This is a genomic window from Brevundimonas sp. GW821-FHT02A10 (assembly GCF_059422025.1).
The window spans coordinates 308,079-328,541 of the sequence record NZ_JBWKWC010000004.1 but is presented as its reverse complement, the minus strand read 5'-3'; the positions used below and the strand labels follow the sequence as shown (position 1 = coordinate 328,541).

General features: G+C 68.8%; 18 protein-coding genes. 6 read left to right on the top strand and 12 right to left on the bottom strand.

Annotated features, from left to right (window positions below):
- Window positions 1-52 precede the first annotated feature (52 nt).
- From AC07U0_RS13590 to cysG, 5 genes are read right to left on the bottom strand one after another with little or no spacing between them, the layout of a single operon-like run.
- Window positions 53-1,081 carry a cysteine synthase A gene (locus AC07U0_RS13590; protein WP_494720539.1) on the bottom strand — a complete coding sequence of 343 codons (1,029 nt, stop codon included), beginning with the start codon at window positions 1,079-1,081 and terminating at the stop codon, window positions 53-55.
- A 45-nt stretch (window positions 1,082-1,126) separates the two neighbouring features.
- A complete protein-coding gene (locus AC07U0_RS13585) occupies window positions 1,127-2,236 on the bottom strand; it encodes a phosphoadenylyl-sulfate reductase (RefSeq protein ID WP_494720538.1) in 1,110 nt (369 codons plus the stop codon).
- Entirely contained in the window at window positions 2,229-3,896 is a 1,668-nt protein-coding gene (locus AC07U0_RS13580; RefSeq protein WP_494720537.1) for a nitrite/sulfite reductase, read from the bottom strand. Before AC07U0_RS13580 ends, AC07U0_RS13585 begins: the two co-directional genes overlap by 8 nt.
- Window positions 3,896-4,174, bottom strand: coding sequence for a DUF2849 domain-containing protein (locus AC07U0_RS13575; protein WP_494720536.1), 279 nt, complete (start codon window positions 4,172-4,174; stop codon window positions 3,896-3,898). Before AC07U0_RS13575 ends, AC07U0_RS13580 begins: the two co-directional genes overlap by 1 nt.
- Entirely contained in the window at window positions 4,171-5,556 is a 1,386-nt protein-coding gene (gene cysG, locus AC07U0_RS13570) for a siroheme synthase CysG (RefSeq protein WP_494720535.1), read from the bottom strand. The genes AC07U0_RS13575 and cysG overlap by 4 nt, the downstream gene beginning before the upstream one ends.
- 127 nt (window positions 5,557-5,683) lie before the next feature.
- Here cysG and gcvA point away from each other — a divergent pair, with 127 nt between their 5' ends.
- A complete protein-coding gene (gene gcvA, locus AC07U0_RS13565; protein ID WP_494720534.1) occupies window positions 5,684-6,613 on the top strand; it encodes a transcriptional regulator GcvA in 930 nt (309 codons plus the stop codon).
- A gap of 77 nt (window positions 6,614-6,690) precedes the next feature.
- Here the strand turns inward: gcvA and mdoH are convergent, their stop codons facing one another.
- The 6 genes from mdoH to AC07U0_RS13535 form a co-directional block, all read right to left on the bottom strand.
- A complete protein-coding gene (gene mdoH, locus AC07U0_RS13560) occupies window positions 6,691-8,619 on the bottom strand; it encodes a glucans biosynthesis glucosyltransferase MdoH (RefSeq protein ID WP_494720533.1) in 1,929 nt (642 codons plus the stop codon).
- A gap of 139 nt (window positions 8,620-8,758) precedes the next feature.
- Entirely contained in the window at window positions 8,759-10,573 is a 1,815-nt protein-coding gene (locus AC07U0_RS13555; RefSeq protein ID WP_494720532.1) for an acyltransferase family protein, read from the bottom strand.
- A 95-nt stretch (window positions 10,574-10,668) separates the two neighbouring features.
- On the bottom strand, window positions 10,669-11,178 hold the full coding sequence (locus AC07U0_RS13550) for a hypothetical protein (protein WP_494720531.1): 510 nt from the start codon (window positions 11,176-11,178) through the stop codon (window positions 10,669-10,671).
- Complete coding sequence (locus AC07U0_RS13545; protein ID WP_494720530.1) at window positions 11,178-13,895, bottom strand: hypothetical protein; 2,718 nt, start codon at window positions 13,893-13,895, stop codon at window positions 11,178-11,180. Before AC07U0_RS13545 ends, AC07U0_RS13550 begins: the two co-directional genes overlap by 1 nt.
- On the bottom strand, window positions 13,892-14,776 hold the full coding sequence (locus tag AC07U0_RS13540) for a fimbrial biogenesis chaperone (RefSeq protein ID WP_494720529.1): 885 nt from the start codon (window positions 14,774-14,776) through the stop codon (window positions 13,892-13,894). Before AC07U0_RS13540 ends, AC07U0_RS13545 begins: the two co-directional genes overlap by 4 nt.
- A gap of 88 nt (window positions 14,777-14,864) precedes the next feature.
- Window positions 14,865-15,395, bottom strand: coding sequence for a DUF4402 domain-containing protein (locus tag AC07U0_RS13535; RefSeq protein WP_494720528.1), 531 nt, complete (start codon window positions 15,393-15,395; stop codon window positions 14,865-14,867).
- A 280-nt stretch (window positions 15,396-15,675) separates the two neighbouring features.
- Between AC07U0_RS13535 and AC07U0_RS13530 the strand changes: the two genes are divergently transcribed.
- From AC07U0_RS13530 to AC07U0_RS13515, 4 genes are all read left to right on the top strand, one after another.
- Window positions 15,676-16,326, top strand: coding sequence for a response regulator transcription factor (locus AC07U0_RS13530; protein ID WP_494720527.1), 651 nt, complete (start codon window positions 15,676-15,678; stop codon window positions 16,324-16,326).
- An 87-nt stretch (window positions 16,327-16,413) separates the two neighbouring features.
- On the top strand, window positions 16,414-16,902 hold the full coding sequence (gene coaD, locus AC07U0_RS13525) for a pantetheine-phosphate adenylyltransferase (RefSeq protein ID WP_207871284.1): 489 nt from the start codon (window positions 16,414-16,416) through the stop codon (window positions 16,900-16,902).
- Window positions 16,899-17,819: a peptidylprolyl isomerase gene (locus tag AC07U0_RS13520; protein WP_494720526.1), complete on the top strand. Its 921-nt coding sequence runs from the start codon at window positions 16,899-16,901 to the stop codon at window positions 17,817-17,819. Before coaD ends, AC07U0_RS13520 begins: the two co-directional genes overlap by 4 nt.
- 23 nt (window positions 17,820-17,842) lie before the next feature.
- Entirely contained in the window at window positions 17,843-18,829 is a 987-nt protein-coding gene (locus AC07U0_RS13515; RefSeq protein ID WP_494720525.1) for a peptidylprolyl isomerase, read from the top strand.
- Between the two features lie 3 nt (window positions 18,830-18,832).
- Here the strand turns inward: AC07U0_RS13515 and AC07U0_RS13510 are convergent, their stop codons facing one another.
- Window positions 18,833-19,984 (bottom strand): Ppx/GppA phosphatase family protein, encoded by a 1,152-nt coding sequence (locus AC07U0_RS13510; protein WP_494720524.1) that lies wholly within the window; start codon window positions 19,982-19,984, stop codon window positions 18,833-18,835.
- 147 nt (window positions 19,985-20,131) lie between these two features.
- Here AC07U0_RS13510 and hspQ point away from each other — a divergent pair, with 147 nt between their 5' ends.
- Window positions 20,132-20,446 carry a heat shock protein HspQ gene (gene hspQ / locus AC07U0_RS13505; RefSeq protein ID WP_494720523.1) on the top strand — a complete coding sequence of 105 codons (315 nt, stop codon included), beginning with the start codon at window positions 20,132-20,134 and terminating at the stop codon, window positions 20,444-20,446.
- The last annotated feature ends 17 nt before the right edge of the window (window positions 20,447-20,463 follow it).

The window sequence follows — 20,463 nt, the reverse complement described above, 5'->3', positions numbered from 1 at the left end:
AAGTCTTGGTCGCAACCTCTGACTTTAGTCGGATCGGGTCAGGATGCCCGCCTCAGGCCGCCACGATCTCGGGCGCGGCGTCCGAAGTCCACTCCGGGACCGGCAGGCCCTTGCCGCGCAGGAAGTCGGCGTTGAAAAGCTTGGACGCATAGCGCGAGCCGGGGTCGCACAGGCAGGTGACGATGGTCTTGCCGGGGCCGAGATCCCTGGCCAGACGCACGGCGCCGGCCAGGTTCACGCCGGCCGAACCGCCCAGGGACAGGCCTTCGTCCTTCACCAGATCGAACAGGATCGGCAGGAAGTCGGCGTCCTCGATGCGGTAGGCGAAGTCGGGCGCGAAGCCTTCCAGATTGCCGGTGATGCGCGCCACCCCGATGCCCTCGGTGATGGAGGAGCCCTCGGACGTCATCTCGTTCTTCGTGAACCAGTTGAACAGCGCCGCGCCGGCCGGGTCGGCCAGGCCGATGCGGATGTCGGGGTTCTGTTCGCGCAAGAATGCGGACACGCCGACCAGGGTGCCGCCCGAGCCGACCGCGCTGACGAAGGCGTCGACCTTGCCTTCGGTCTGGGCCCAGATCTCCGGGCCGGTGGTCGTATAGTGGGCCTCGCGGTTGGCGAGGTTGTCGAACTGGTTCGACCAGATGGCGCCGTTGGGTTCGCGTTCGTTCAGCTCGGCGGCGAGACGGCCCGAATAGTGGACGAAGTGGTTGGGGCTGGCGAAGGGGGCGGCGTCGACCTCGACCAGACGGGCGCCCAGTGAGCGGATGGCCTGCTTCTTCTCTTCCGACTGGGTCCGCGGGATGACGATGACGACCGGGTGGCCAAGTGCCGCGCCGACCAGGGCCAAGCCGATGCCCGTATTGCCCGCCGTGCCCTCGACGATGGTCCCGCCGGGCTTGAGCGCGCCCGAAGCGCGGGCCGATTGAACGATCGACAGGGCCGCGCGGTCCTTGATCGAGCCGCCGGGGTTCATGAACTCGGCCTTGCCCAGAATCTCGCAGCCGGTTGCTTCCGACAGGCGGTTCAGCCGGATCAGCGGGGTATTGCCGATCAGGTCGGTGACGGAACGGGTGACGGTCACGGGAAGTCTTTCAGTAGAGCAGGGCAGGCGGGGCAGGTGAGAGAGTCAGGCCGCGATGGGCTCACGACGTCCCAGATGGATGCCGCACTCGGTCTTGTCCATCCCCGACCAGCGGCCCGCGCGTGCATCCTCGCCCTCCTGCACCGGCCGGGTGCAGGTATGGCAGCCGATGGAGAGGTAGCCCTGCTCGACCAGCGGATGACGCGGCAGGGCATGGGTGATCAGGTGGGCCTCGATGTCCTCGGCGGCCCAGTCGGCCAGCGGATTGACGCGCAGCACGCCGTCCAGCACCTCGAATGGCTTGAGCGCGGCGCGGGTCGCATTCTGATGCCGCTTGCGGCCGGTGATCAGGGCGGTGAAGCCGACGGTGGCGCGGGCCAGGGGGCGGGTCTTGCGCAGGTCGCAGCAGGCGTCGGCGTCGGTCTTCCAGAGGTCGTCGCGGGCGTCCAGATCGGCCTTCTCCGCAGCGTCGGGCGTGACCAGACGCACATCGGAAAGGCCAAGGCTTTCCGACAGCTGTTTGCGGTACTGCAGGGTTTGGAAGAAGTGCTGGCCGGTCTCGAGGAAGACCACGGGCAGGGCCGCATCCTCCTTCGCGATCAGATGCAGCAGGGCGGCGCTCTCGGCCCCGAAGGAGGAGATGGCGGCGGTCTTCAGCCCGAGGCTCGGGTCCAGCGCGGCCTTGAGAATGATCGCGGCGTCGGCGCCTTCGAGTTCGGTGTTCAGCCGGTCGGCAAGCGCTTCGAGTTCGGTCCCGGTCGGAGCGGTCGGCGTAGCAGCGCGGGCGGCGGCGCGGCGCTCCCAGATCGTGGGCGCCGGATCGACAGCGTCCTGATAGGCGGCGCTGAAAGCCTGATCCATCCGTGTCCAGGTCGCCTGATCGGCGCCGGGGTTCAGTTCGACCGCGTCGAAGCCGGTCCGGCGCAGGTGGCGGGCCTGATCGGGCAGGACCTTGCCGGCGGCGATCAGCCGACCCGTATAGCCGCGCTCACGCAGGACCGAGGCGAGCGAGAAGCCGCGCCCGTCGCGGAAGGCGTCGAACTCCAGCACCAGCACATCGGTCGTCGCGGCCGCGGCCTCGACCTCCTCGAGCGGGGTCGTGACGCTGAGACGCGGGCCGTTCTGGATGGAGTCGAGAAGCTGCAGCTCAGGCATCGGCGAACTCGTATGCATAGATGGCGTCGCGGAAGGGATCGGCGCCGAGGCGGCGGACGGTGTCGATGAAGCGCTCGCCCTCGGTGCGGACCTCGAGATAGCGGTCCAGCGCGCGTTGGATGGCCGGGGCGACCTCGTCCGCGGGCAGGGAGCGGCCGACGATCTCGCCGAGCGCCGCCTGTTCGTCGGGCGAACCGCCGACGGTGATCTGGTAGTATTCCTCGCCCTTCCGGTCGACGCCGAGGACGCCGATATGGCCGACGTGGTGGTGGCCGCAGGCGTTGATGCAGCCGCTCATATTGATGCGGACCTGACCGACCTTCTCCTGCCAGTCCAGGTCGGCGAGGCGCTTCGACAGCGCCTGGGCGACCGGGATCGAGCGGGCGTTGGCCAGAGAGCAGTAGTCCAGACCCGGGCAGGCGATGATATCGGTGACCAGGTCGGCGTTGGGCGTGCCCAGACCCGCCGCCAGCAGGTCGCGCCACAGGGCCGGGGTGTCGTCGAGCCGGACGTGGGGCAGGACGAGGTTCTGCTCATAGGCCGCGCGGACCTCGTCGAACGAATAGCGCTGGGCCAGATCGGCGACGACCTCCATCTGGGTGTCGGTGATATCGCCGGGCACGCCGTCGACGGGCTTCAGCGAGATGACGACCGAGGCGTAGCCGGCCTGCTTGTGACGGCGGACGTTGTTGCGGCTGAAGCGGGCGAAATCGGGGTCCGCCAATACCGCGCGGTCGAAAGCGGCCGACTGGCGCGGCAGCTCGGCGAAGGCCGGCGGGGCGAAATAGGTCTGGATGCGGGCCAGTTCCTCGGCGGGGACCTGCAGGGCCTCCTGACGCAGGGTAGCGAAGTGGCGGTCCACCTCCTCGCGGAAGGCATCGATGCCCAGCGAGGCGACGAGGATCTTGATCCGCGCCTTGTGGATGTTGTCGCGGCGGCCCAGCAGGTTCCAGGCCCGGATGATGGCGGTCAGATAGGCCAACAGCTCAGGACCGGGGACGGCGGCGGCGATCTCCTGACCGATGTGGGGCAGGCGGCCCTGACCCCCGCCGACGAAGACGCGGAAGGCGGTGCCGCCGTCGGCGCCCTTCACGATCTGCAGGCCCACGTCATGGGTGCGGATCGCAGCGCGGTCCTTCTTCGACGCCACCACGGCGATCTTGAACTTGCGCGGCAGGAAGGAGAACTCGGGATGGATGGTCGACCACTGGCGGATGACCTCGCACCAGGGACGCGGATCCTCGACCTCGTCATCGGCGGCGCCGGCGAAGACGTCGGTGGTGGTATTGCGGATGCAGTTCCCTGACGTCTGGATGGCGTGCATCTCGACCTCGGCCAGATCCTCGAGGATCGCCGGCAGGTCGGTCAGGGCCGGCCAGTTGTACTGGATGTTGCATCGGGTGGTGAAGTGGCCATAGCCCTTGTCATAGGTACGGGCGATGTGGGCCAGCTGGCGCATCTGGCCGCCGTTCATGACGCCATAGGGGACGGCGACGCGCAGCATATAAGCATGGAGCTGCAGATAGACGCCGTTCATCAGGCGCAGCGGCTTGAACTCGTCCTCGGTCAGGGCGCCGGAGGCCCGGCGTTCGACCTGGTCGCGGAATTCCTCGACCCGTTCCCGGACCAGGGCGGCGTCGAACTCGTCATAGCGGTACATCAGGCTGACTCGTGGAATTTGAGGCTGTTGCCGACCGTGGGGCCCGCCGAACGGATGGTCTCCTTCAGCCGGTCGCGGCCTGAGGGGGTGTGGCCGGTGACCTCGACGAGGTAGGCGTTGACGAAGGTGCCGGGCTGCGAGGCCGCGGCGATCAGGGCGGCGTCGGCTTCGTCGCCGTCGAACAGGGCGGCCGAGGCGATGTCCTCGACGACGGAGGCGTCCTCGCCGACATAGATGACGCGGCCGTCGGACAGGCGGTTGGCGGTGATCAGCTTCATGCGACCAGCTCCGCCCGTACATCCAGCTCCGCCGCCGAGAAGGCCGCGCATTCGCCGACGAACAGCAGGGCCGGGCCGGTCAGGCTGGACCGGGCGACCAGGCCGCCGAGATCACCGAGCGTTCCGTTGATGACCCGCTCGTCCGGGCGGCTGCCATTCTCGACGATGGCCACAGGGGTCTCAGGCGAGCGGCCCGCCGCGATCAGGTTCGCTGCAGTCTGCTCGGCGCGGTCGGCGCCCATATAGATGGCCAAGGTGTGGTTGGGGGCGGCCAGACGGTTCCAGTCGGGCGCGATGCCGCCGGGCTTCTCCTGGGCCGTGACGAAGGTCACCGCCTGGGCGTGGTCGCGGTGGGTCAGGGGGATGCCGGCCGAGGCCGCGCAGCCGACGGCCGCGGTGATGCCCGGCACGACGAAGACGGCGACGCCCGCGCGGCGCATGGCCTCCAGCTCCTCGCCGCCGCGACCGAAGACGAAGGGATCGCCGCCCTTGAGCCGCACGACCCGGTGGCCTGCCTTGGCCTCCTCGACCATCAGGGCCTCGATCTGGTCCTGCGGGACGGAATGCTCGGCGCGGGCCTTGCCGACGTAGAGGCGGCGGGCGTCGCGGCGGGCGCGCTCAAGGATAGCCTCCGGCACCAGACGGTCGTGGATGATGACGTCGGCGTCCTGAAGTACGCGCAGGGCCTTGAGCGTCAGCAGTTCGGGATCGCCCGGACCGGCGCCGACGATATGGACGACGCCCTGCTCGGGCGCGGCGACGTTCAGCAGGCGCAGCATCTCGCGGCGCGCCTCGGCGGTCTGGCCGGCGGCGGCGAGGTCGGCGGCCGGCCCCCGGAAGGCCCTCTCCCAGAAGCGACGGCGCGCCATGAAGTCGGGCACGCTGGCGATGACCGTCTCGCGCAGGTCGCGGGCCAGCTTCGCCACATGCGTTAGACCCGCGGGCAGGACGGCCTCGATGCGGCTGCGGACGTCGCGGGCGAGGATGGGGGCCGAGCCGCCGGTGGCGACGCCGATCACGACCTCATCGCGGTCGATCAGGGCGGGGGTGTGGAAGTCGCTCAGCGCCGGACGGTCGACGACATTGACCTGGGCTCCGGCCGCACGGCCCAGAGCCGCCAGTTCGCGGGCCACGGCCTCGTCCTCGACGGCGATGAAGACCAGTCGGGCGCCGGCCAGGTCCGAGACTTCGGGAAGACGTTCGATGGGGACGGGACCGCCCTGCAGGGCGCCGGGGCCGGTCGGCGCGCCGCCGGGTGCGAACCAGACGACGTCAGCCGGGGTCTGGCCGAACAGGCGCAGCTTGGCCAGGGCGGCGTCGCCGTTTCCAACGATGATGATACGGGCGCCGTCCATCGGAATGGACGCCAGAAAAACTCTCATGACAGGCTCCACCGGCCTCGATCGGTAGGGGTAAGCCTGTCCGTGGGTCGTGAAATGACCCTCTGCCTATGGGGTGCGATGCACAAACCAGATTGTCTTTGGCGCGGTGATAGGATTTCTAACGGCCATGGCCAGACCGTTGCTCCCCCTCAATGCCCTGCGCGCCTTCGAGAGCGCGGCGCGAAACCTCAACTTCTCACGCGCCGCCGATGAGCTGGCGGTGACCCCGGGCGCGGTCAGCCAGCAGATCCGCCTGCTGGAGGACATCGTCGGCGGACCGCTGTTCAAGCGCGAGGCCAAGGGGCTGCAACTGACCGATCTGGGCCGCGGCGCCGTGCCCCTGCTGCGCGAGGGCTTCGAGCGGCTGATGGACGCCTCGTCCCTGTTGCGCGAACCGCCACGTCGTAAGCAGGTGTCGATCAGCGTCGCTCCGTCGTTCGCCTCCAAGTGGCTGATGCCGCGCATGGATGACTTCCACGCCGCCCATCCCGAGATAGAGGTGTGGATCTCGGCGGATATGGAGCCGGCGACCCTGGGGGAGGGCGGGGCCGATCTGGCCGTGCGCTACGGCCCCGGCGACTATCCGGGCCATGTGGTCGAGCGCCTGATGGCCGAGACGGTGCTGCCGGTCGCGGCGCCGTCGCTGATGGACGGCAAACATCCGATCCGGACGCCGGCGGACCTCGCCCACCACACCCTGCTGCACGACATGTCCGAGGACGGCGATCCCGGCCGCCCCGACTGGGCCATGTGGCTGAAGGCGCGACGGGTGAAGCATTCCGACCCGCGACGGGGACCGCGCTTTAATCAGGCCAGTATGGTCATCGAGGCGGCGCTGGCGGGACGGGGCGTGGCCCTGGCCAAGCGGACCCTGGCCCAGGCCGACCTCAACTCGGGCCGTCTGGTCGCGCCCTTCGCCGACGGCAGTCAGGCCGTGGGCTTTGCGTACCACGTGGTGCTGCCGCGCGATCGTCCGGCCTCGCCGAGCGCCACGGCCTTCGTCGACTGGCTGAAGCAGCAGGCCGTGCACCACGACAACTCAATGGGGCAGCTCTAGGAGCAGCCGGGAGCCGGATACGAAAAGGCCGCGCACGATGCCCGTGCGCGGCCTTTCTTTTTGGCTCGACGTCTCGCTTAGGCGTTCGACAGGGCGCGCAGGGCGGCGACGCGGGATTCTTCGCGCAGCGGGCTGGGACGCGTCGGGCCGTGCAGCACCGAAGGCGTGGCGCTCTGCTCGTCGCCGGCCGGGGTGACCAGATAACCCTTGGCCGCCAGGGCCTCGCCGGTGGCGCGGCGCGAGGTCCAGACCGCGATCGGGGCGGCCAGCAGCAGCGGACCGACGATCGGGATGAAGAAGGTGGCCAGGTCCGGACGGAAGGCGAGGGCGGCGCAGAAGCCGAGGCCCACGCCCATCTGCCAGCGCATCGAGCGGAAGGCGTCGGCCCAGGTGATGCCGTCGGCGTCACGCTGCTGGGCGTGCCAGCCGGCGTCCTGACCGCACAGGATCTTGAGGACGGCCTTGGTGTTGGCGACCATCAGGATCGGGGCCAACAGGGCCGACAGGAAGATCTCGGCGCACATGCCCTTGATGATCTGCACGCCGCCGCCGAAGGCGCGACGCTCGCGCGGACGCGACAGGACCAGGGCGGCGCCCATGATCTTGGGCCCGATCAGCAGCACGCCCGCCAGCAGCGACGCCAGCATGAAGGGCGAGAACTCGGGGTGCAGGAAGTAGAAGAACGAGGCCCAGTCGATCGGATAGTAGAGCTGGATCACCAGACCCGTGACGAGCGAGGCGAACCACAGGGGCGAGGCGACATAGGCCAGAACGCCCATGAACAGCTGCATCTTCGAGGCGCCGTTCAGGCCGCGCGAACCCAGCAGGGCGATGTGCTGCAGATTGCCCTGGCACCAGCGGTGCTCACGACGGATGAAGTCGGTGATGGTCGGCGGGGTTTCTTCGCACGAACCGTCGAGGGCGGCGGTGACGTGGACGGCCCAGCCGGCGCGGCGCAGCAGGGCGGCCTCGACGACGTCATGGCTCATGATATGGCCGCCGAAGGGCTTCTTGCCCGGCAGGACGGGCAGGCCGGCGGCCTCGGCGAAGGCGCGGGTGCGCAGGATGGCGTTGTGGCCCCAGTAGGAGCCTTCCGAACCCGTCCACCAGGCCAGGCCGGCGGCGGCGACGCGGCCGTACAGCTTGACGCTGAACTGCGAGACGCGGGCGAACAGGGTCGAGGCCTTGACGATGGTCGGGGCGGTCTGGATCAGGCCGATGCCCGGATTGCGCTCCATGGCGTCGACGAGACGCAGGACGGTCTCGCCGGCCATGGTCGAGTCGGCGTCGAGCACGATCATGAACTCGTAGGCGGCGCCCCAGCGGCGGGTCCAGTCGGTGATGTTGCCCGACTTGGCCTCGGTGTTCTTTTCGCGGTGACGATAGAAGGCCTGCGAGTGAGCGCGGATGCGGAAGCCGGCGAAGGCAGCCTGTTCCAGCATCAGGGCTTCCTGCTTGTTCGTGTCCGACAGGACGAACAGGTCGAAGGCGTCGGTCACGCCAAGGCGGGCCAGACCGGCGTCGATCTGGGCAAGACGGCCCAAAGCGGTGTGGGCGTCTTCGTTATAGAGCGGCATCAGCAGGGCGGTGCGCGTCGTCGGCGCGGCCGGGTGCGGACGGAAGTCGAGGTCGTCCTGCTCGCGGTCCGTCATCAGGACCCACAGGCCGATGGCCGAGTTGGAGAACCAGCAGGCGATCGAGGCGATCAGAATCAGGAACAGGCCGAAGGCCAGCATCTCCAGACCGTCCCAGCCGTGGCGGGCGTAGAGGATGAAGGGAGCGACGGCGGCCAGCGCAGTCACCACGACCGTGGCGGCCAGCAGCACCAGACGGCGGGCCTTCACCTTGGCGGGCGTGGTCGGCAGCGTCGCGGAAACCGTCGGGGTTTCAACGTCGAACGCCTGACGCGGCATGGCCAGCGGCGCTTCGTCGGGGAGCCATCCATCGGCGCCGTATTCGACGGCTCCGGACAGGAAGTCTTCGCTACGCAGGGCCAGGCTGTTCATGACGGCTTTGATTTCCCCGAAAATCCGCGCTTGGGAGGCGGAGGAGGCGCGGACTACTGCATTGCAGCATGAACGCATTTTCGTGAAAATCAATCACAGAGTTGTGATGGTCCCGTGTTTTTTCGCGACCGCCCCGGATTCACTGGCTCTCGGCGTGATGCCGCAGCCGTCGGCCCAGGGCCCAGGCTGCGATCCCGACCCATCCAACGAGGACGAGGGCGTAGACCCGCTCCCACCAGCCGACGTTGGACGGGTTCACCGTGCCCGGCAGGACCAGATGATAGGTCATGACGGTCAGGCCTGTCATCACCACGAAAACCCCGATCAGAAAGGCTTTCAGGCGTGATAGCTCGCGGCTGCCGGCCAGGCCCCAGAGCAGCAGCAGGGGCGCGACCTGAATGCCCAGACCCATGTTGATGTACATGTGCCGGGGGTCCGGATACGGGAACAGGGTCGACAGGGCGAGGCCCGTTCCGGCCAGGACGAAGACGATCGCCGTCAGCCACCCGGCGATGTGAGCGCGCGTGATCGCGATCACGGCCAGGCCGAAGCCGACCCCGGCGAACCCGGCCATCACCCCCGCGACGAAGACGCCCCAGTTGAAGATGCGCGGCATGGGCGATGACGCGCCGCCCAGCTCGCTGAGGTACTGCCGCGCATTGTCGAAGCCCGGATAGGCGAGGATCGCCATGCCGACGACGGCGAGGGCCAGAAGCGGGGCGAAGACCCCGATCCCCAGCAGGATCCGGCGGCGGCGATAGCGGCTCACGGCCAGACCCGAGAACAGGGCGCGGCCGGGCAGGGGCTTGAGACCCCAGATGGGACGCAGCAGGGGGACGCGGCGCACGATCTCATAGATCAGCAGGCTGCCGCCGATGGTGATGGCGATCAAGGTCGGGGCCTCGACCCAGACCGGCAGGCCGGCGGGCCGGATCAGCCAGATGGCGCAGACCAGCACCGTCTGGTGCGCCAGATACAGGGTGAAGACCGCCTCGTTCAGATAGGTCTGGATCGGGCCGGTGGAGTGTCTGAGATAGAGGCTGGCGAAGCCGAGGGCGGCGACGATCACCGACCACTGGTCCAGCGCCACGACCAGATTGCGGGGCACGCCCCAGAAGGCGCCGCCGCCGGGATGGGCGACCTGAAGCATCATCAGGGGCAGGGCCACGGCGGCCAGGCCCAGACCGATCCAGCGGAAGCGCTGGAAATCGCGCCAGATGCTCTCCTGCCGCACGGCCAGAAAGCCGAACAGGAAGGCGGCCAGGGACTGGGCGTGGTTGTACCAGTCCCAGACGATGTTGTTGGTCAGGCCGAAGTGCGGGAACAGGATGCAGCGCACGACCATCAGATAGAGGGCCGGGAAGACCAGCAGCCGCCAGCCGCTCAGCGCCGGGCCGATCTTCGCCTCCGCCCAGGCGATCCAGCCGGGCCGGTTCAGCAGGGCCACGACGATGAAGCTGTAGACGGTGATGTAGAGGACGAACCACAGATGGTTCAGGGGGATGCCGTCAGCGATGCCGGAGGGGCTGAACTCGTGCCACAGCCAGGCCGGATAGCTGATCGGCGTATGCGACTTGTCCATCGCCTCGATCCACGACTGGATCGTCACCAGCACCAGAACACCGAACACCAGCGGCGGGCCGAGGCGGGCGAGGCGCAGCTTGGCGACCTCGGCCGGCGTCTTCCTCAGGGTCATGAAACGCAGCGCCGCGCCCGACACCAGGAACAGCAGGGTCAGCCGCCAGGGATTGGTGATCAGCACCCCTTCGCGAATCCACTCCAGCGTATGGGCGCTGTGGACGTGCCAGTCGTAGGGGCCGTAGGCGAGGCCGACGTGATAGACGATCAGCAGGGCGAAGGCGGCGATACGCAGCCAGTCCAGATCGTGCCGACGCGTGGACGCCGGGGCGGCCGATACGGGGCGGGAATCCGGACTTGGAGCGAGGGTGGTCACGGCCCCCCTATGAGCGAGCCAACCGGACCTGTCCACGCGCCAAAACGTTTCAACGGTTTGAGGGCGCCAGCGCGCCTTCTATTCGTACGCGCCTTCTATTCGTAGTCGATGTTCACCGGGACGGCGGTCTGGACCTCGGTGATAATCATGCCGCGGGCGGTGGTCAGGACGCCGGAGATGCGCAGGCGGTCGTGCCCCTCGGCGTTCAGGCGGCCGGTCATGGTCCTGGAGACGTCGCCGACCGTCTCGCTCCAGACCTGAAAGCCGGAGATGACGCCGTCCGAGAGGGCGGTGTCGATGGTGGCCGGCAGCTGGATCCGGTAGACGCGGCCCGGATCGCCGGTGATGTCGATGACCGCCGGGGCGTCGGAGGCGTCGGCATTGGTCGCCTCGACGCCGTTGCCGGTCCCCCTGTCGAGGTTGCGGCGGGTGGCCACGAAGCTCATCGACTGGACATTGCTCAACGTCAGGGCCCGCTCGACCTGGATCGCGCCGGTCGCGTTGGCGCGGCGGCTCGGGGGGGCAGTTTGGGCCATGGCCGGAGGGGGAAGCAGCAAGGCGGCCGCGCCTGCCAGCAGGCAGGCCTTCAGGAAAAGCGGGCGCATCAGGCGGTTCCTCCTTGAGCGATTTGAACCACGACGGTTCCGAAGCGGACATAGCCGCCGTCGGCGGGAAGCACGACCGCGGTGGCGCCCGTCATCGTCATGCCGAGATCGGAGGCCTGTTGGGGATCGAGTTGTATCCGGTAACGGCCGGGCGCCACGTCCTCGATGAAGACGACGCCGGCGTGATCGCTGCGGGCCAGAACGGGCGCGCCGCCCGCTTCGGGGACCAGCTGGATATTGACCGCGGCGAGGGTGCGATCCTCGGCCCCGTCCCGGTGCAGCATGATGGTCATCTCGACCTCGCCGGACTGCTGAAGCGGCATGTCCACGCGCGTTGTGTGTCCGGGGCGGGGCACGGTCCGGATGATCTCGGCCTGACCCAGCAGGAAGGGATCGTCGATGCCTTCCAGATTAACCCGCATCGAGGCGGCCGCGCCGTCCCCGAGGCTCGAGGTGAAGATGTGGCCGTCCTTGTCGGTGATCGCGGCGCCGGCGGGTGTCTGGATCACGATCTTCGATACGCCCTGTTCGTCCGGCTGGCGGCGACCGTCGCCATTGGCGTCGACAAAGGCGTTCACGGCCATGGAGCCACCGGCGGAGACGCCCGGCCGCACGACATTGTAGCGACCGACAACCGGGTCGAAGGCGAAGCCGAACCCCAGCTGCATTCCCACCTGCCACTCGCCCGATCGGGTCTCCCAGGCGCTGGTCAGGGCCACGTCGAAGCGTTTGGCGCGCCAGAAGGCGGCGGCCTGAAGCGTGGTCGCCTCCTGTTCGCCCAGCGTCTGAACCGCGCTGAGCCGCAGGGTGCGGCGCTCGGAAATCTGGACGTCGGCGGTCAGATAGGCGCTGTCCAGCTCTGTCGTCGGGGAAACGGTATAGCTGACGCCGCCACGAAACTGGGCCCGGGCGGCGACCAGCGTCGCGACGTCGAAGGCGCCGATGAGGGTCCGCGCGCGGGTCGTCAGCGTCGTGGTGTCCGCATAGGCCAGGCTGGTCGACAGATAGTAGCGGTCGACCGGCGCGGAGGTACGAAACTCGGCATTGGTCTCGCCCGTGCCGTTCAGCCTTTCGAGGCGGCGAAAGTCGAGTGACAGGGGCAGGCTGAAGGTGTCCCGCACCCGCCACTGCATGTCGGCGCGGAAGTCTGTGGCCCGGCGCAGCAGGCTGTCCTGGGTGGCGCCGACCTGACGTGTCTCGTCGACGAAACCGCCACGGTACTCGGCGTGGCGGGTGACGATGGAGAGGCCGAACGGGCGCGCGGCCAGCCCCACGGTCGCGGCTGTCCCGCCCTCGCTGTCGCGGGCGGCGTCGACCTGGGTCGCGACGCCGAACAGGGAGGCCCTGACGCCGGCCAGTCCCAGGGTGCGCTGTTCGAAACCGGCGGGCGTATATCGGGCCAGACCGCCACTGACGGTCAGGGCGGTATTGATCCCGTAGTCGAACAGGGCCTCAAGCCGCGCCTCGCCCTGGCTTTCGTCCGGGGTGGCGTCGGGCTTGAGCTCGAACACCGACCGGTCCTGCTGGATCGCGGCCAGACGCAGGACCAGCTTGCCGGGTTCGATCTGGCCCGCGCCAAAATTGATCCGCCGGACCTCTTCCCGGGTCTGGCCCTGCGGTCCGTAGAAGACCAGTCGAATGGTGTTCAGCCCGAAGGTCAGGGGGACGTCGAGAAACTCGTAGCGGCCCTGATCCGGGGTGGATCGGGCGGCCTGAAGCACCTCGTTGACGTAGAGCTCGACCTCCTCGCCAAGGGGCAGCTCGCCGCGCAGGTTCAGAGGCGTGGCGAGGTCGACGGTCTCCAGCGGCGCGGTCGAATAGACGAAGCCCCGGCCGCCATAGCTGCCGGCGCCGAGTGACATCGAGGGGCTGAAAACGTCGCCGAGGCCCGCGCGGGTGGCGCCGAGGCGGCCGAGGGCGTGGCCGTCCGGGTCCTTGCGTTCGAACAGGACGCGGGCATTGGCCGGTTCGCCGTTCTGGTCCGAACCGAGGAAGCCCTGAAAGCCCGCGTACAGCAGGTCGCCGGCCGCGCGGATGTCGAAGCTGTGGGACTGGTCGACGCCGTCGCGCGCCACCTGTCCGCCCAGGTTCACGTCGAAGGCGGGCGGGGTGAAAAGGTCATAGGGCGCCGGGACCTCCTGCACGCGCAGGATCGCCTGGGGCTGGTTCAGGCCGGCGGCGCGAGCCTCGCGCGCCAGACGCTGCTGGAAGGGCAGGGGTTCGGTCGGGGTGACGGTCAGGGTCTGGGCGTTGACGTCGGCGCGCAGCTTCACCGGAAACAGCTGCTCGGCCAGATCGGCGCGGACATAGAGGTCGTTGTCGAAGATCGCGGCCTGGCCGGGGGCGAAGGTGATGGCCTTGCCGTTGACGATAGCGACGCCCGTATTGAGGTCGAGGGTCAGCTTGCGGTCGCGCGATCCGATCCAGCCCTCGGCGCGGCGCTGGGCAGGGAAGACGCCGATGGCAAAATCGAGTACCCGCGCGAACTCGCCCAGCGGCACATAGACCCCGGCGCGGGAGCCATAGACGTTCATCGTTTCGGCCAGTTGATAGCCGTCGGCCTGGACCTCCATGAACAGGAGGTCGTCGGCGTTGAACGGGGCGGGTTCGGCCGCGACGACCAGATTGGTCACGAGAGTCTGCGCCGTGGCCGGCGTCACGGTTCCCGCCGCCAGGACGGCGAGCGCGACCGCCGTGGCCTGGCGGGCAGAGGTCATTGCGCTGCGGGCGCGCCTGCGGGAGCGGCGGATGCGGTCCCCAGAACCGTACCGGCCTTGGTGTCATCGTCGACGTAAACGACGCGGACCGGCTCACCGGCCACGAGGGGCATGACGAGGGGCGCGACGACCGTGCGGCGCTCGATTTCCGGATAGACGGCGATGCCGCGCACCAGGCCGACGACATGTTCGTCGGCGCCCGTTCCGGCGCGGATCTGGACGTCGCCATAGACGGAGCTGGCGCCCAGGCGGACGAGGTCGAGGCTGACCGCGCCGTTCGGCGCCCCTTGGCTTGGGGCCACCAGGCGGGCGTTCTCAACCGCGGCGCGGGCGTCGACGGCGCCGTCGCGAACGATCAGCGGGATGCTGACGCTGAACAGGGCGGTGATCTGCAGCGCTACGCCGTTCGGATTGTTCTCGGCCGCCTGTTGGGCGGTGAAGCCGGTGGTCTCGGGCGGCAGGGCCGTGACGGTCAGGTGAGTGCGATACTCGCCTGGGGTTGCGGGCGGCCGCACGCGGACGCGAATGACCTGGCTTTCCTTGGGCTGCAGCGTCACCCGGCGCGGGGTGTACTGGATATAGTCCATGGCCGAGGGCGAGCGCGGAGCGTCGGGGGCGTCGGCGACGGCGCGGATCTGGCCGTCCGATGACATGACCCTGTCGACCAGTTCGACGGTGTAGGTCGCCGGGGCGTCGCCCTGGTTGAAGACGTAGACGGAGGCGGCGCGCTCGGTCTCGTCGAAGGTGACGCGACGCGGCGAAATGTTCAGATCGGCGCCCGTCGGCGTCGCCGTGGCCACAGGGGCGGCAGACGTCTGGGCGGCTGCGGCGCCGGCCAGGGCGAGCGCTACGGCAATGATAGGGGCGGCTGATCTGAGCATTGGTCTGGACCCGGGGGCGGCTTCGAACCCGCAGACTAACGGCGGAAGGTTAACCCAACCTCGCGTTGTCGGCGCCCCGGATACGCCTTTAGTTATAGGCCGCCGAAACCGTGAACGAGCCGCTGTAGGTGCCGGTCGGGGTGGTCGAGGCGATCGGCACGCTGCCGCCGACGTTGAAGGCGAGGGTCCCGGCGGCGCCCATGGCGTTGCTGAGCGTCTGGGCCGAGGCCGAGCCGGTCAGGTTGTTCGAGGTCGTGACGGTCAGGGTGTCGGAGCCGTTGGCCATCGAGAAGCTGGCCGGGATGGTGATGGAGATCGACTGGCCGCCTTCACCCGAGACGGTGAACTGGGCCGCGGCGGGCGTGGCGCCCGAGGACAGGCCGACAACGCCGCCGGTGACCGAACGGGCGCCTGCGGCGCTGACCACCGCCGTGCCCGAGCCCGTCGCCGGGCGGACCACGGTGCCGAAGGCCAGGTCGGCGTTCTTGGTGATGGTCAGGGGGCGGACGATGGTGACCGAACCCGTACCGGTGGTGGAGGCCGAGGACTGCGCGAAGGCGGGGCTGGCCACGGCGGCGACAAGAGCGGCGGCGGCAGCGAAGAAGAGTTTGTTGGACATGACGTTTTCCCTGAGGGGCGTTTGCAACCTGATGACGTCCTGATGGGCCGCCACCACTGTCGATGTCTACAACCGGAACCCGTATTGGGGCCCAAAACACACCAAGGTTATACGCTTTTGGCGATAACTATACAGAAGCGATGCGTATGGTTATTTGATGTTTACCAAGAATACTGATGTATCCCGAAGTATTCGATAATCTTTCGGTAACCATGTCGTTCCTGTTTGCCTCACACCCCGGTTGTGGGAAAAGGGGAGCGAGGAGGCTTGATTCATCGCCATGCAGTGGATTGTCCTGATCGTTGATGATCACCCGCTTGTCGGGGAGGCTTTCGAGCTTTCGGTCGGCGCGGCCTACCCGCATCTGGAGGTCGGCCGGGTCACGACGGCGGCTGAGGCCGAGACCTATGCTCGCGCCAACGGCGCCCGCATCAAGCTGGTTCTGCTGGACCTGATGTTGCCCGACGCGACGGGGTTCAGCGCCCTGATCCGGTTGCAGCAGCTTCTGCCCAATGTGCCGATCGCCATCGTGTCCTCGCGCGCCGACGCCCATACGGTGGCCCTGGCCCGGACGTTCGGCGTCTCGGCCTATCTGTCCAAGTCCGCGCCGGTGTCTTCGCTGGTCAATGCGGTGGGCACGATTATGCGTGGCGAACAGGTGCCTTTCCCGGAAACCGCGGCGCCGACGCCTGCGGCAGTGGACTTCCAGCAGCGTATCTCGACGCTGTCGGCGGCCCAGCTTCGGGTCCTGGTCGCCCTGGCCGACGGCCGGCTGAACAAGCAGATCGCCGGGGACATGAACCTGACCGAGGGCACGGTGAAGCAGCATCTGTCCGCCATCTTCAAGAAGCTGGGCGTCGGCAACCGCAGCCAGGCCATCCTGGCGGCGCGGCCCTATCTGAAGGGGCTGGACGCGGGCGAGGCCGAGTGAGGAAGCTGAGCCTCTAGGCCGTGACTTTCGCACCTGCTAACACCGCCGTCTGAAGCGGGAGGGCGACCCCTTATGCCAGTCGGAAAAATGCGGATCGGACTGTATCCGGGCACCTTTGACCCGGTGACCAACGGCCATATGGACATCATCGGTCGGGCCACGAAGCTGGTCGACCGGCTGGTCATCGGCGTGGCCCAGAACGACGACAAGGGCCCGTTGTTCTCGACCGCCGAGCGCGTCGAGATGGTAGCCGCCGAGGTGGCCCGTTTCGACGGCGACATCGTGGTCAAACCCTTCTCCAGCCTGCTCATGCACTTCGCCGAGGAGCTGGAGGCGAGCGTCATCGTGCGTGGCCTGCGCGCCGTCGCCGACTTTGAATATGAGTTCCAGATGACGGCGATGAATCAGCGCCTCAATCAGGACATCGAGACCGTGTTCCTGATGGCCGATCCGCGCCATCAGGCGATCGCCTCCCGTCTGGTCAAGGAGATCGCCCGCCTGGACGGGAATATCGACAGCTTCGTCAGCCCCGCCGTCGCCGCGCGCGTGCGGGCCAGGGTAAAGAAACACGTATGAACTCGCGTCCGCTCACCATTCTCGCCGCCGCCGTCGCCGGTGTCATGGCCCTCGCCGCCGGTCCGTCCCAGGCCCAGCTCATGCCCCGGACCCCGCCCCAGGGCGCGGCCCCGAACGCCACGCCCCTGCCGCCCGCCGATGCGGCCGACTGGCGCACGGTTTCGCCCGACAACCTTCTGGTCATCGACACGACCAAGGGCCGTATCCTGGTGGAGATGGAACCCCGCGTGGCGCCCCAGAGCGTCGAGCGCATTCGCACCCTGGCCAACCGCGGCTTCTATGACGGGCTGAAGTTCCACCGTGTCATCCGGGGCTTTATGGCCCAGACCGGCGATCCTCTGGGCACCGGCTCGGGCGGAAGCGACCTGCCTGATGTTCCGGCCGAGTTCTCGTTCCGCCGTGGGCGCAACGCCGACTTCGCCGTCGTGCCCAACGCCTCGACCAGCGGCCTGCGCGGCATTCTGGGCTCCGTGCCGATCCAGACGCAGCCTGACGCCCAGATGTTCGTCACGGCCGACATGAAGGTGGATGCCGGCGGCCTGTTCTGCCCCGGTGTGGCGGGCATGGCCCGGTCGGGTGATCCGAACAGCGCCAACAGCCAATTCTATCTGATGATGGGCGCCAACCCCAATCTCAACGGCAACTACACGACCTTCGGCCGCGTGGTGAGCGGGCTGGACGTGGTCAAGGCGCTGAACGCCGGCAGCGATGCGTCCGACGGCGCCGTCGCTGATCCGGACCGGATGACCAAGGTCCAGCTGGCCTCGGCCATCCCGGAGGCCCAGCGCCCGGTGGTCAAGGTGCTGCTGCCGACCAGCCCCGCCTTCGTCCAGCGCTATGAGGCGACCCGGGCCCGACTGGGGCTGAATTTCAGCATCTGCGACGTCGAGACGCCGTCGATCGTGACCGGCGGCTGAAAACGCTCGGGGGAGGGGACGGCATGATCAGAACCGTGACGGCGGGGGCCCTGGCCTCCCTCATTCTGGCGTCGGGCGCGTTTGCCCAGACCGCGGCTCATGCGCCGGCCCATCCTCCGGCCAGCGCCGCCCAGGCGGCCGAGACCCCGCCGCCTCCGCCGCCCGCCCCGACCGCCGCCCCGCCTTCGGAATGGCGCACCGTGCCGCCCGAAAACCTGATGGTCATCGAGACCACCAAGGGCCGCATCCTGGTCGAGCTGGCCCCCGAGGTCGCGCCCCTGCATGTCGAGCGGATGCGGCTGCTGGCCCGCAACGGCTTCTTCGACAACCTGACCTGGCACCGGGTCATCGACCTGTTCATGGCTCAGACCGGCGATCCGCTCGGCACCGGCGACGGCCAGAGCGCCTATCCCGACCTGAAGGCCGAGTTCACCTTCCGCCGCGGACCGGACATGCCCTTTTCGCCGGTCGCCGCCCCCGCCGGCGCCGTCCTGGGCTTCGTCCACTCCCTGCCGATCCAGACCCAGCCAGACAGCTATATGGCCACGACGGCCGACCACATGGTCCACGGCTGGGGCGTCTATTGCCCGGGCGTGGCGGGCATGGCGCGCGACGACAATCCGGACAGCGCCAACAGCCAGTTCTTCCTGATGCGCCAGCCCTATCCCTCGCTGGACAAGCGCTACACCGTCTGGGGGGCCGTCGTGTCGGGTCTGGACGTGGTGCGCAGCCTCAAGACCGGCGCCGAGGGCAGCGGTATCGTCACCGATCCCGACCGGATGACCACCGTCCGTATCGCCGCCGACCTGCCCGAGGCCGACCGGCCCGGCGTTCAGGTGCTGGACACGGCCTCGCCGCGCTTCCGCGCCATGGTCGATATGACGCGAGCGTCGAAGGGCGCCGACTTCTCGGTCTGCGACATCGTCCTGCCGGTGCAGATCGCGGGCGGTTCGGTGGTCGCGGCGGCTCCGGCCGGAACGGCCGCGCCCGGCGCCTCGGGGCCCCGCTAGAGACTATTCCGCCGCTGCAGCCGGTTGGCGTCCGCGACGGCGCCGACGGCGTGGCTTGCGGTCCTCGCGCATTCTTTGCAGCAACAGGCCCTCGCGCAGACCCCGGTCGGCGACGCGCACACGTTCGCACGGCCAGGCGCGCTGCACCGCCTCCAGAATGGCGGCGCCGGCCAGCACCAGATCGGCGCGATCCGGCCCGATGCAGGCCTCGGCCGCGCGCCCGGCCGGGCCCAGGGCCTTCAGCCGATCCGCCGCCGCCTCGCACTGTTTGCGGCTCATCCACAGGCCGTCGATGCGGTCGCGCTGATAGCGGCGCAGGTTCAGGTGGATGCCGGCCAGGCTGGTGATCGCCCCGGAGGTCCCGACCATATGGCCCCGGCCGCGTCCGAACAGGTCGCGCATGTCGGCGTCGACGATGCCGCCGGCGGCGATGGCCGCGCCCATGTCGGCGACCATGGCCTCGTACCAGACCGCGCCCGCGGGTCCGGTCACATCCTCGGGCTCGGGATGCCGCTCGGCCAGGGTGACGACGCCCAGCGGCGCTGACATCCAGGCCACCGTCTTCATGTCGCGCCCCTGTTTCCGCAGCCAGGACAGTTCTGTCGAGCCGCCGCCGACGTCGATGACCAGCACCGCCTCGGCGCGGGGATCGAACAGGTTCAGACAGCCCTCGACCGACAGCCGGGCCTCTTCGGCCGGGTCGATGATACGCAGTTTCAGGCCGGTGCCCGCGCGGACGCGTTCGATGAAGGCGGCGCCGTTTTCGGCCTGGCGGCAGGCCTGGGTGGCGACGGCGGTCAGGCGGGCCGAATCCAGACCCTTGCGCACCACCCGCTCGGCGCAGGAGGCGAGGGCGTCATAGGCGCGGTCCATGGCCGCGTCGTCCAGCCGGCCGGTGTGGCTGAGGCCTTCACCGAGGCGCACGATGCGGCTGAAGCTGTCGACCACGCGAAAGCCTTCCCGCGCCGGGCGGGCGATCAGCAGGCGGCAGTTGTTGGTCCCCAGATCGAGCGCGCCGTAAAGCGGCGCATCCCGACCGGACGCTCCATGGCCCTGTGCGCCGCCGCGAGACTTGCCCGGGGTCGAAGCGCGGTCGGACCTCTGGCGCTGGGACCGTTCGTCGCGCCCCGAAGGCGCGCCGTCTGGTTCCGGCATGGGCCGAACTTTCATATGGGCGCAACCGAAGACGGCGCCCGTCCCGAGCAACCTAGACGCAGCCCGCCTCGCTCGCCAAGCGAATATGACGCCCCCATGAACGACGTGGACGGATCCGGCTCAGGTCCCGCGACGTAGCTTGCGATCATGACCCAGGAGCACACAGCCAAATTCGGCCTCGGCCAGATTGTCCGCCACCGGGAGCAGGCCTTCCGCGGCCTGATCGTCGACGTCGATCCGATCTATGCGGGGCCGGCGGACCAGCCCGCCCCGGACCACCGCGACCAGCCCTTCTATCGGGTGCTGGCGATGGGCCAGGATTCGGGCTTTCTCGTCTATGCCGCCGAGGGCGTGCTGGAGGTCGATCCGGACGTCGAACCCTTGAGTCCCGACGACGAGGCCCACTGGTTCACCGTTGATGCGGCAGGCCACCACGCCCCCGCGAAGCAGCCGATCCACTAGCCGGGCGTTCATCCGCC

Coding starts and splice junctions, on each gene's coding strand:
- AC07U0_RS13585 (WP_494720538.1), bottom strand. CDS start 2,236: ATGCCTGAGCTGCAGCTTCTCGACTCCATCCAGAACGGCCCGCGTCTC.
- AC07U0_RS13580 (WP_494720537.1), bottom strand. CDS start 3,896: ATGTACCGCTATGACGAGTTCGACGCCGCCCTGGTCCGGGAACGGGTC.
- AC07U0_RS13575 (WP_494720536.1), bottom strand. CDS start 4,174: ATGAAGCTGATCACCGCCAACCGCCTGTCCGACGGCCGCGTCATCTAT.
- cysG (WP_494720535.1), bottom strand. CDS start 5,556: ATGAGAGTTTTTCTGGCGTCCATTCCGATGGACGGCGCCCGTATCATC.
- gcvA (WP_494720534.1), top strand. CDS start 5,684: ATGGCCAGACCGTTGCTCCCCCTCAATGCCCTGCGCGCCTTCGAGAGC.
- mdoH (WP_494720533.1), bottom strand. CDS start 8,619: ATGAACAGCCTGGCCCTGCGTAGCGAAGACTTCCTGTCCGGAGCCGTC.
- AC07U0_RS13550 (WP_494720531.1), bottom strand. CDS start 11,178: ATGCGCCCGCTTTTCCTGAAGGCCTGCCTGCTGGCAGGCGCGGCCGCC.
- AC07U0_RS13545 (WP_494720530.1), bottom strand. CDS start 13,895: ATGACCTCTGCCCGCCAGGCCACGGCGGTCGCGCTCGCCGTCCTGGCG.
- AC07U0_RS13540 (WP_494720529.1), bottom strand. CDS start 14,776: ATGCTCAGATCAGCCGCCCCTATCATTGCCGTAGCGCTCGCCCTGGCC.
- AC07U0_RS13535 (WP_494720528.1), bottom strand. CDS start 15,395: ATGTCCAACAAACTCTTCTTCGCTGCCGCCGCCGCTCTTGTCGCCGCC.
- AC07U0_RS13530 (WP_494720527.1), top strand. CDS start 15,676: ATGCAGTGGATTGTCCTGATCGTTGATGATCACCCGCTTGTCGGGGAG.
- coaD (WP_207871284.1), top strand. CDS start 16,414: ATGCGGATCGGACTGTATCCGGGCACCTTTGACCCGGTGACCAACGGC.
- AC07U0_RS13520 (WP_494720526.1), top strand. CDS start 16,899: ATGAACTCGCGTCCGCTCACCATTCTCGCCGCCGCCGTCGCCGGTGTC.
- AC07U0_RS13515 (WP_494720525.1), top strand. CDS start 17,843: ATGATCAGAACCGTGACGGCGGGGGCCCTGGCCTCCCTCATTCTGGCG.
- AC07U0_RS13510 (WP_494720524.1), bottom strand. CDS start 19,984: ATGCCGGAACCAGACGGCGCGCCTTCGGGGCGCGACGAACGGTCCCAG.
- hspQ (WP_494720523.1), top strand. CDS start 20,132: ATGACCCAGGAGCACACAGCCAAATTCGGCCTCGGCCAGATTGTCCGC.